The organism is Vreelandella hamiltonii (genome assembly GCF_014651795.1).
In the GTDB taxonomy this organism is placed as follows: Bacteria; Pseudomonadota; Gammaproteobacteria; order Pseudomonadales; family Halomonadaceae; genus Vreelandella; species Vreelandella hamiltonii.
The window spans coordinates 158494-169366 of sequence record NZ_BMXO01000007.1; the positions used below are offsets into that span (position 1 = coordinate 158494).

9 protein-coding genes are annotated in these 10873 nt (G+C 61.7%); 5 read left to right on the forward strand and 4 right to left on the reverse strand.

Annotation, left to right across the window (positions count from 1 at the left end):
- Window positions 1-246: 246 nt before the first annotated feature.
- From gabT to IE061_RS09400, 3 genes are read right to left on the reverse strand one after another with little or no spacing between them, the layout of a single operon-like run.
- Window positions 247-1518 carry a 4-aminobutyrate--2-oxoglutarate transaminase gene (gene gabT / locus IE061_RS09390; RefSeq protein WP_193461495.1) on the reverse strand — a complete coding sequence of 424 codons (1272 nt, stop codon included), beginning with the start codon at window positions 1516-1518 and terminating at the stop codon, window positions 247-249.
- Window positions 1519-1529: 11 nt separating this feature from the next.
- Window positions 1530-2981 (reverse strand): NAD-dependent succinate-semialdehyde dehydrogenase, encoded by a 1452-nt coding sequence (locus IE061_RS09395; protein WP_193461496.1) that lies wholly within the window; start codon window positions 2979-2981, stop codon window positions 1530-1532.
- A 34-nt stretch (window positions 2982-3015) separates the two neighbouring features.
- Window positions 3016-4431, reverse strand: a complete 1416-nt coding sequence (locus IE061_RS09400; protein ID WP_016915204.1) for an APC family permease — start codon at window positions 4429-4431, stop codon at window positions 3016-3018.
- A 233-nt stretch (window positions 4432-4664) separates the two neighbouring features.
- Between IE061_RS09400 and IE061_RS09405 the strand changes: the two genes are divergently transcribed.
- From IE061_RS09405 to IE061_RS09425, 5 genes are all read left to right on the forward strand, one after another.
- Window positions 4665-6092 carry an aminotransferase-like domain-containing protein gene (locus tag IE061_RS09405; protein WP_193461497.1) on the forward strand — a complete coding sequence of 476 codons (1428 nt, stop codon included), beginning with the start codon at window positions 4665-4667 and terminating at the stop codon, window positions 6090-6092.
- A 34-nt stretch (window positions 6093-6126) separates the two neighbouring features.
- Window positions 6127-6783, forward strand: coding sequence for a transglycosylase SLT domain-containing protein (locus IE061_RS09410; protein WP_016915206.1), 657 nt, complete (start codon window positions 6127-6129; stop codon window positions 6781-6783).
- Window positions 6784-6794: 11 nt separating this feature from the next.
- The gene (locus tag IE061_RS09415; protein ID WP_193461498.1) at window positions 6795-7535 is read left to right on the forward strand and encodes a sulfite exporter TauE/SafE family protein; all 741 of its coding nucleotides are present in this window, start codon (window positions 6795-6797) and stop codon (window positions 7533-7535) included.
- A gap of 70 nt (window positions 7536-7605) precedes the next feature.
- Entirely contained in the window at window positions 7606-8808 is a 1203-nt protein-coding gene (locus IE061_RS09420; protein WP_193461499.1) for a M24 family metallopeptidase, read from the forward strand.
- Window positions 8809-8927: 119 nt separating this feature from the next.
- Complete coding sequence (locus IE061_RS09425; protein ID WP_193461500.1) at window positions 8928-9305, forward strand: hypothetical protein; 378 nt, start codon at window positions 8928-8930, stop codon at window positions 9303-9305.
- Window positions 9306-9315: 10 nt separating this feature from the next.
- On the opposite strand, the gene IE061_RS09430 is transcribed toward IE061_RS09425, so the two are convergent.
- Window positions 9316-10873: Fic family protein (locus IE061_RS09430; RefSeq protein WP_373294961.1), on the reverse strand; the 1558-nt coding region annotated here is incomplete at its 5' end.

The window sequence follows — 10873 nt, forward strand, 5'->3', positions numbered from 1 at the left end:
GGGTAAAATTATGATCAGCACGGCCGTGTTTGCTAAGAAACTCTTATCCTTTCGGGAGTATCATGAATCAACTCATGGTCACTCCCCAGAGCTACGGTGATATATCACCAGCGTTATCCATAAAAGCTGGGGCAGTAATATCATATGACTATTGCGATGACCATCTCTTAGCAGTAGCTTAAAAATACCCATCGTCAACAGCTTGCGCTACCTGACGATGGGCGGGCTCAGTCCTACCTAAAGCTACTAGCTAAGCGCTTCCAACGATTCCTCGATAATGCTCAGCCCCTCCTCCAGCACCGCAGACGATACCGTCAGCGGTACCAGGATGCGGATGCTGTTGCCGTAGAAGCCGCAGGAAAGCAGGATCAGGCCTTTTTCGCGGGCTTTGGCGCAGAGCGCGCCGGTCATCTGCGGGTCCGGCTTGCCGTCGCTATCAAGCAGTTCGAACGCGGCCATGGCGCCGAGTTGGCGGCCGTGGGCGACGGCGGGGAAGCGCTCTTCCCATACCGCGAAGCGTTCGGCCAGCATGTTGCCCATCTGCTCGCTGCGGGCCAGGATGTTCTCTTCTTCGATGGCGTCGATCACCGCCAGGGCCGCCGCGCAGGAGAGCGGGTTGCCGCTGTAGGTGCCGCCCAGCGAGTTGGGACCGGAGGCGTCCATGACCTTGGCGGTACCGACCACCGCAGAGAGCGGCATGCCGTTGGCGAGGCTCTTGGCGGTGGTGAGGATGTCCGCCTCGATGCCGCTGTGTTCCAGCGCAAACAGCTTGCCGGTACGGGCAAAGCCGGACTGCACTTCGTCGGCGATCAGCAGAATGCCGTGCTCGTCGCACAGGGCGCGCAGGGCTTTCAGGTAGTCCGGTGAGGCGATGTAGAAACCGCCTTCGCCCTGGACCGGCTCGATGACGATGGCCGCCGTGCGGTGCGGGGCGATATCGGTCTTGAACAGCGTGCGAATGGCGTTCAGCGAAGCTTCTTCGCTGATGCCGTGCAGCGGGTTGGGGAACGGGGCGCGGAACACATCGCCCGGCATGGGGCCGAAGTCGTTCTTGTAGGGCAGCACCTTGCCGGTCATCGCCAGGGTCATCATGGTGCGGCCGTGAAAGGCACCATCGAAGGTGATGATGCCGGTGCGGCCAGTGGCGGCGCGGGCGATCTTCACGGCGTTTTCCAGCGCTTCTGCGCCGGTGTTCACCAGCATGGCTTTGCGCTCGGGGCCGCGTACCGGGGTGAGTTCGCAGAGTTTCTGGCACAGCTGCACGTAGGGCGCGTAGGAGATCACCGCCGCGCTGGTGTGCATGACTTTCTTGAGCTGCGCTTCCACGGCGGCCACGATTTTCGGGTGGCGGTGGCCCAGGTTGAGCACGCCGATGCCACCCGCGAAGTCGATCCAGCGGTTGCCGTCGGCGTCCCACAGTTCGGCGTTTTCGGCGCGCTCGGCAAACTGGGTGGTGGGCGTGGCGGCACCGTTGGCCACGAAGCGGTTTTTCAGGTCGTTCAATTCTTGGTTAGTCATCATCGTTCTCTTTACAGGCCGCCAACGCAGACGTATTTCAGTTCGGTAAATTCATCGAGGCCGTGGTGAGAGCCTTCGCGTCCCAGCCCGGACTCTTTCACGCCGCCAAAGGGCGCCAGCTCGGTGGAGATCAAGCCTTCGTTGACGCCGACCATGCCGTATTCAAGCGCTTCCATGGTGCGCCAGATGCGGCGGTAATCCGTGGCGTAGAAGTAGGCGGCCAGACCAAACGGAGTGTCGTTGGCCATGGCGATGGCTTCTTCGTCCTGCTTGAAGCGGAACACCGGGGCCACCGGGCCGAAAGTCTCTTCATCGGCCACGGCCATTTGGGTGGTCACATCCGCCAGCACCGTGGGGGTGAAGAAGCGCTCGCCCGCCGCGTGGGGCTGGCCGCCGCACAGCAGCCGTGCGCCTTTATTTATCGCGTCATCGACGTGGCGCTGCACTTTATCCACCGCTGCCTGGTTGATCAGTGGGCCGATGATGCTGCCGTCGGCCAGGCCGTCGCCTACCTTCAGCGCGTTCACGCGTTCGGTGAGCTTGGCGACGAAGGCATCGTAAATGCCGTCCTGCACCAGGAAGCGGTTGGTGCATACGCAGGTTTGCCCGGCGTTGCGGAATTTGGAGGCGATGGCTCCGTTCACGGCGGCGTCCACGTCGGCGTCATCGAAGACGATGAACGGGGCGTTGCCGCCCAGCTCCATGGCGGTCTTCTTCACCGTGCTGGCGCACTGGGCAAGTAAGTGCTTACCCACCGGGGTAGAGCCGGTAAACGACACTTTGCGCACCCGCGCATCGGTGGTGAGCACTTCGCCCACGGCGGCAGGTTTGGAGGCCGTCACCACGTTGATGGTACCGGCGGGCAGGCCCGCTTCCAGCGCTAAATAGGCGGCGGCCAGCGCGGTGAGCGGGGTGGCTTCGGCGGGTTTGATGACCACGGTGCAACCCGCGGCCAGGGCCGGGGCGCACTTGCGGGTAATCATCGCCAGCGGGAAGTTCCACGGGGTGATCGCGGCCACCACGCCTACCGGCTCGCGCAGTACCAGCAGGCGCTTGTCGGCACCGTGGCTGGGCAGGGTTTCCCCGGCCATGCGCTTGGCTTCTTCAGCGAAGAACTCGATGAACGAGGCGCCGTAGGTCACTTCGCCTTTGGCTTCCGCCAGCGGCTTGCCCTGCTCCAGAGTCATCAGGCGAGCCAGGTCGTCGGCGTGCTCATTGACCAGCTCAAACCAGCGGCGCAGCAGGGCCGAGCGCTGTTTCACCGGGGTGGCGCGCCACGCGGCACCGGCTTCATAAGCGGCGGCCACGGCGTCGCGGGTATCGTCGGCGCTCAAGTCCGCTACATGGGCGATGGTCTCGCCGGTGGCGGGGTTGTCCACCGCAAAGGTCTGCTGGCCCTTGCGCCATTCACCGCCCACCAGGGCCGGTACGGCATCGTGCAACCACTGTTCGATAAAGCTCATGGCGTGCTCCTACTATTAGGGTGTTGGAAGGGGTTTATAGATCCGCCAGCATGTGGCGGTCGCTGTAGACGCGGCCGTAGGTACGCAGGGCGTGGATGTACAGCCCCACACCGAGCAAAGACCAGCCCGCGAAGACCGACCACTCCGCACCGCTCAGGGCCGCCGGGCTACCGGGCAGGTAGAGGCAGGCCATGCCGAAGGAGAGCACCACGGCCAGGGTGCCGCACAGCTTGCCGTGGCGAATGCGGAACGGGCGCTCCATCTCCGGCTCGCGAACCCGCAGCACCACGAAGGAGATGGCCACGAACAGGTAGGCGATCACGATGCCCAGGCCACCGGCATTGACGATCCACACCAGCGCCGGGCGGCCGAAGAACGGCGCGATACAGGAGAGAAAGCCCATCAGGAAAATGGCGTTGGTGGGCGTTTTATAGCGCGGGTGCAGCTTGGCAAAGGGCGCAGGCAGCATGCCCGCTTTGGCCAGGGCGTAAATGGCCCGTGAACCGCCGATGTAGAAGGCGTTCCAGCTGGTGATGATGCCCGCAATACCGGCCAATACCATCAGGTTGCTGGCCCAGGGGGCGTTGAACAGGCTGCCCATGGCATCCGGCACGCTCAGGGAGCTGGCGGCCAGTTCGGTGCTGTTCAGGGCCAGGCTGGTGGCCAGAATGATCAGCGCGTACCACACCACCGCCAGGATCACCGACATCATCAGCACCTTGCCGATGGCCTTGTACGGCAGGTTGATCTCTTCAGCGGCCTGGGGAATCACGTCAAACCCCACGAACAGGAACGGCACCATGACCAGCACCGCGACGATGCCCGCCACCACGCCGGTATCGGCCTGGGTGAACAGCGGCATCATGTTGATGGTTTCGCCTTCGAACAGCGCCCCCGTGACAAACATGACGCCCACCAGCAGAATCATGCCCGTGACGACTTTCTGGATCAGCGCCGCGGTGGTCACGCCGAAGTAGTTGATGATCATCATGGCCAGCGAACCGCCCACGCCCACGGCGACCCAGGTGGCTTTCACTTCCCAGCCGGCGATGGTCCACAGGTGGCCCACGGCGTAGTTGGGGGCCAAGTGCTCGATGACCGTGGGCAGCGCCACGGCTTCGAATGCCACCACGCTCAAGTAGCCCAGGATGATGGCCCAGGTGCACAGGAACGAGGGCAAGTGGCCCAGGGCGCGGTAGCTGTAGACGTGCTCGCCGCCCACCCTGGGCATGGCCGAGGCCAGCTCGGCGTAGGTGAGGCCGACCATCACGATCGCCAGACCGCCGACGATAAAGGCTAAAATAGCGCCCAGGCTACCGGCGGATTGAATGGCGGTGCCGGTCAGTACAATCCAGCCCCAGCCGATCATGGCGCCAAAGGCCAGGGCCAACACGTCACCCCGGGCCAGCACCCGGACGAGCTTGTCCTGTTCAGAAGAGGGAGTCGTCATTATCGTTTTCCTGCACGTTTTTGGAGATTATGGTTGGCGCTCTGGGCGCAGTGTCCTGATTCCGACAAGGGAATAACGTCACGCTAGCAGGTGGCTGCCAAACCGCGTAATGGACCACTTTGGCGTTCAACTAGACCACTTTTTGAATGCACCAAAGCGGTGCGATTTCCGCATGATGCTTTCGTCCAGGAGGCTGATCATGCGCGGCTTGGCAGAAGAAAAGAGGCAATTTCATGGATCGCGAGCGGGTGTTGCACCAATGCGTACAACTTTATGCACTGCAGCCTGAACGGCTCAGCAAGCAGGTACGAATAGAGCAGGCGCTGCGCCAGGCCATCATTCAGCAGTGGCCTGGCGGGCTGCGGCTGCCTTCGCACCGCGCCCTGGCAGAGGCCTTCGGCGTGGCCCGCCAAACGCTGGCCCTGGCCATGGCCACCCTGCAGGAGGAGCGCCTGCTGACCACCGGCCACGGCCAGGGCACCTGGACCTGCAAGCCCAGCGCGCCAGCGCACGAGCCACCGCTGCCGCCTCGGCTTTCGCGTCGCGCTCAGCGCGTCTTGCAGGGGCCTGGGGCCAGCATGATTCAAAGCGGCGCCTTCGTGCCGGGCATCCCGGACATTGCCCAGTTTCCGATGCGCAAGTGGCGCCAGCTCTATGCCAGCGTCACGGTGCCGCAAAACGCCCTGCTGCTCTCCTACTCCACCGGCGGCTACGGGCCGCTGAAGCGGGCCATCCGCGAATTTCTGGCCCGCTGGCGCAATATTCACTGCGATACCGAGCAGATCATCATTACCGACGGCACCCACAACGGCATCGAGCTGTGCGCCGTGGCCCTGGCGGATGTGGGCGACACGGTGGCCATGGAGTCGCCCTGTTACTGGGGCGCGCGCAACGTCTTCACGGCGGCGGGGTTGAACATCGACATGCTGCCCTGGCAGCCGGACACGGGCCATACGCTGCCCACCGCTTCCGGCCCGGTCACGCTGGCTTACCTCACCGGCTCGCACCACTACCCGCTCAGCGTGCCGACCCATGCTGCCCACAAGCAGCGCTTGTGCGAGGCGCTTGCCCCCCGCTACGTGGTCGAGGATGACTACGAGTTCAACCGGGACGATCATGCCAATCTACTTTTTGATACCACCTCTGAGCGCCATTTGCTGGTAGGCTCGTTCTCCAAGATGATGTTTCCCGGCCTGCGGCTGGGCTATCTGGTGGTGCCGCGCCACTTGGCGGGGCCGATGAACCGCCTGCGCAGCGAGCTGTTTCGTGAGGGCCGCATGCTGGACCAGGCGGTGCTGGCCCAGTTCATCTTCGACGGCGACCTGGATGCCTGGTGTCGGCGTATTCAACGGGATTATCTAGGCCGCCAGCAGGTGCTGCACGACCAGTTGTGCTCGCTGCCCCAGGTGCGCTCGGTCTCGCCGCCCAGCAGTGCCATCAGCCTGTGCGTGGAGTTCGCGCCGGGCGTCAACGACGTGGCCATCGCCCAGGCGCTGCTGAAAGAGCACTTGATCGTGCGGCCTTTGAGCCCGGTGTGCGCCGCCTCTGATCCTCGCGTGGGCCTGGTGATGGGGGTGGGTATGCTGTCGGGGGAAACCCTGGCACGCGAAGCGCAGCGCCTGCGCCGCTGCCTGGAACCACTGCTGCGCCAGGGGCACTGACCCCGTATAACCACTTATTCACAAGGAACGTCCTATGCATCGCCCTGTTGATAACTCTCTGGCCTGGCGCCTATGGTTGAGCATCGCGGCGCTGTTGCTGCTGTCGGGGTGTGCCTCATTGGCGCCCAGCCCGCCACAGGACCAGAGCAACATCTGCGAAATCTTCCGCGAGCAGCCCAGCTGGTACGACTATGCGCGGGAGTCTCAGGAGCAGTGGGGCACGCCGATTGCCACCCAGATGTCGTTCATTCAGCAGGAGTCTTCGTTCCGTAGCCATGTGCGCCCCGACCGCAAGCGCTACCTGGGCTTCATTCCCGGCCCGCGCCCTTCATCGGCCAGGGGCTATGCCCAGGCACAGGACCCGGTGTGGGGCGAATACCGCGACCAGGCGGGCAGCATGTTTGCGCGGCGCACTCACATGAAGCACGCCACTGACTTCATCGGCTGGTACAACGCCCGCACCCGCGCGCAAACCGGCATTTCCCTGAGCAACCCCGAACACCTTTATTACGCCTACCATGAAGGCGCGGGCGGCTATCAGCGCGGCACCTACCGCAATAAACCCCACGTGCTCAGCGCGGGCCGCCAGGTCGCCCAGCGAGCCGGGCGTTATCAAGCCCAGTTGAACAGCTGCGAAGCCGAGTTTCAGTGTCGACGCTTCTATCAGGTCGGGCCCTTTTGCCGTAGCTGAGGGCACGCATCATGACCCTGTGGGTAGGTAGCCTGTTCGTTGGCGTGGTGTTTTTCACTTCCCTGCTGTCTGGCGTGTTTGGCATGGCGGGCGGGCTAGTGTTGCTGTGGTTTCTGCTGGTGATCTTCCCGGCGAGCACCGCCATGGCCGTACATGGGGTCATTCAGCTGACCGCCAATGGGTCGCGGGCGTGGCTATCGCGACACTTCATCGTCTGGCGAATCGTGGCGCTCATGACGCTGGGGGTTACGAGCGCCGCCGGGTTACTGCTGCTCTTCAACTACGCGCCCAACGCGGCGACGGTGTCGCTGCTGATCGGCCTGATGCCACTGCTGGTCTGGATGCCCAAACACTGGTTTCAACTGGACGCCAAACGCCCCAGCCATGCCGTGTGCTGCGGCCTGGCCTCCGGCGGCCTGACCATCGCCGCCGGAGTGTCTGGCCCGCTGATCGACATCTTCTTCGTGCGCTCCCACATGGACCGCCGCCAGGTGGTGGCCACCAAGGCGATGATTCAGGTCGTCGCTCACTCCATCAAGATCATCTTTTACCTGGGGGCAGCGCTGGCACTCAGCGCTGGCGAGTGGGCCATGGTGTTGCTGGCCGCGCCCTTTGCCATGCTGGGCACCCAAACCGGCACGCGGATCCTGCACCGCCTGACCGATGCCAACTTCCGCACCTGGACCCGCTGGATCGTCACCGGCATTGGGGTGTTCTACTTCCTGCAGGGGGTTTACCTGCTGACACGCTAAGCGTTGAGAACCCGCAGAACACCCGTGAGATGGCGACCTATACTGACCTTACCCAACGCTGGAGGTCGCCATGGATTATCACCACTACCGCGAAGCCCTTGCCTCATCGCTTGCTCAACGCGAGCTGCCGTTTCCCCCCGCTGAGTATCAAGCGCGCCTTGAAAACGTGCGCCACGCCATGGCGCAGCGCGAGCTGGACGCGCTGCTGCTCACCGACCCCGCCGATATCAATTATTTGACCGGTTACCACACCTTTGAAGTGTCGGTGCATGCCTGCCTGGTCTGTACCCACGAAACGCTTGTCCTGCAGGTGGCCTCCATTGAAACCGGCGCCGCGGTGGTGACTGCGCGGGTCGATGACATCATCGGCTACCGGTGGGAAAACCTGGATGAAGTCATCGCCCCGCTGGTCGACCTGTTGCGCCCTTGCCCACGCGTGGGTATCGATGGCTGGAGCAGCGGGCTGCGAGTCGGCGTGATGAACGCCCTAGCCCAGGCCATCGGCCAGGAGCGCTTCCAGGAAGCGGGCGACCTGCTCGATGGCATTCGGATCGTCAAAAGCAGTGCCGAGCTTGAGATGCTGGCCGAAAGCGCCCGCATCACTACCGCCGGGCTGGACACGGCGATAGCCGCCATTCGCCCCGGCATGACCGATAACGACATTGCCGCCATCGGCGCGCAAGCGCTCCTCGCACACGGCAGCGAGTTCATGAGCCTGCAGCCTATCGTCACTAGCGGGCAGCGTATCGGGGTGATTCACGTCAACCACAAGCGCCACGTGATCCAGGCCAATGAGCCGGTCTTTTTAGAGTTTGGCGCAGCTTACCAGCGCTACACCGCACCGATGATGCGCACCGCCGTCACCGGCTCCCCAAACGCTGCGCTTATCGCCACTCAGGACCTCTGCCGAGCCATCTTCGAGACACTCTGCGAGGCCATGCGCCCCGGCCACACCTTCGATGCGGCGGCCCAGGCGGCCGATGCGCTGCTGGCCCCTCAACGCGACCAGCTGTTTTTCTCCGGGGTGTTTGGCTACGCCGTGGGGGCGCAATTTCCGCCCAGTTGGGTCGAAGGCACGGGCTATATTGCCAAAGGCCAGCAGCGTACCTTCGAACCCAACATGGTGTTTCATTTACCGCTCTGCTTGCGGGTGCCAGGCCAATGGGGCGTTGGCTTGAGCGATACAGTCGTGGTGACGGAGCACGGGGCGATCCCCTTGACCCACAATGATTGGCAGCTCTATCAGGCAAGCGATACGCCTGGCCTCTCATAGCCTGTGATTGACACTGCGATTGAAGGAGGCTATCTTCACCAAAAGATGCAAATGAGAAACACTCTCTTTTTAGCCATCCCCCTGGCAGAGAAAGAGCCGTTGAGGTGAAGGAACGTCCCATGACCAGTGAACAGCGCCAGCTTCGTCAAACCCTGCTGTTTTTACGCACGTCGTTTGAAGCCGTTCAGCACTCGATTGCAGGAAGGCTGGAAGACCCGCTGCCCTGCTGGCTGGATAGCAGCATGCTCTCCCTGCTCTCCCGCGAGCTGACCCGCTGCTGCCAGCAAGCCAAGCCGCTGTTCGCTCCGGCGGTGGTCGAGCAGCTGTTCATCGCCTCGCAGCAGTGCGACCTGCTGCTCAAGCAGTGCCCCGGCGTGCTCAGCAGCGCCGTCTGCCACCGCCAGCTCAGCGCCATCATGCTGCCGCTCGCCAGCGCCATCGGGCAGATCGACACGCCCGCCAAGCGCCGCTGGCCTTGGTCAAAGAGCCGTCTCTAACCGTTTGCTTTCATTTTTTGCCCCCATGGGCAATTATTTGTTTGCCCTCAGCACTTAACCGATATTTTTGCGTTGGGCTGCGCGGCGACTCAGGTTGAGTCATTTCAATCAACCCTGCATCGAGCAGTGGATTCAGCAGCCCAGTGCGAAATTTGGTTCGGTTAGCGCGACCCATGATGCTCATTAGAAAGGTGATCGGTACTTCTTCCACGCAGGCCTGGAGAAGTTCTACTTGCTCCTTACTTAGTCCCTGCTTAGGCCCTGCTGGATCCATGATATCCAAGGCAGGCTCTTCAGCAGCAGCTTCAATGAGGAAGCCTGTATGCACAGGCAGCCGAATGAGAAAGTAGCTGCGTTCATCGTCAGTTTCGAATATCGGTTCTGGGGAGCCATTTGCCTTCATCACGCGGAGGATTTTGGGCACTCCCGTTGAACGACCTTCCGTCAAATCCAGCTCTTTTAAAAACTCACCGATGCGTCGATTCCGGTAGCGACGGCTGACAGCTTTACCGGCTTGTAAGTCCTGTAAACGGATAGAGCGGTCAGGACCCGGGAAGCTCAGCACCACCAGTTCTTGACCATCGAGACGTATTTCAATGGGTTCACGAATTTCATAGGAACGATGGTACACCGCGTTCACGACCGCTTCTTCAATGGCAGCCAATGGGTAGTTCCAGAAACGTTCAGCCTGAGGGCGATCAGCGTGTTTTGTCACGCCCTCTTTGAGGTAGTTTCGATTGATGTAGTCCAGAGCATCGCGAGTGATGCGACCAAGCGGCCCCTTGAACACTTTTTCTTCAAAATGGTCACCGCCTGCACCGTCAGGGAAGTACACCACATCGATCTGAGTCGCGGGGAAGAATTGCTCGGGTTGCTCATTAAAAAACAGGAGGCCAACATTCTTGGGAAAGGCCATTTCACTTGGCCCACCCACTACGTTCATACGGCGCCCCAAGGTTTCAATATCCAGCGCACGAGCTTCAGCCAACAATTCACTGCCAATCTCGTGCAAGAAATCACGCAGCAAATAAGGTGACAGATCATTCAAGGTGGCCATTTGGCGGTAGCGATCATCAAAAGGCACGGTAGCCGCCAAACTGAGCAGCTCACGTTCATTCTGTCCCGAGGCCTTCACGGTGCTGGTGTGTTTACGCAGGTAATAAGCCCAATCGCTCTTGTTGCTCAAGCTGGCCTTGGCTTTGTAAGGGCGAGTCTCTCCGCCAGGCGCCCATAGTACAAGGATCGTTTTGCCCTGGATCTCATAGGTAGCCGTTAACGGATGATAATGTGGCGCGATGGCTGAATGCCCCAGATTCAACAGCTCTTTCTGGATGGCATCGATTTGTTCGGGTAACAAACCAGCCGGTGGTAGCTGTGGCTGACCATTTTCCTCTGCAACACCAACAAGCACATAACCACCACCCAGATTGTGAAAGTCGTTGGCGAAGGCGCACAAGGTGTGCATGTAGTGGTCAACTAATTCCGGACAGTAATTTAAGGTTTTCCTCAGCCACCACGGGAGGCAGGCCGTCGTTAAACGAGTGAGGGCGCTGCTGGTTGTAGTACCC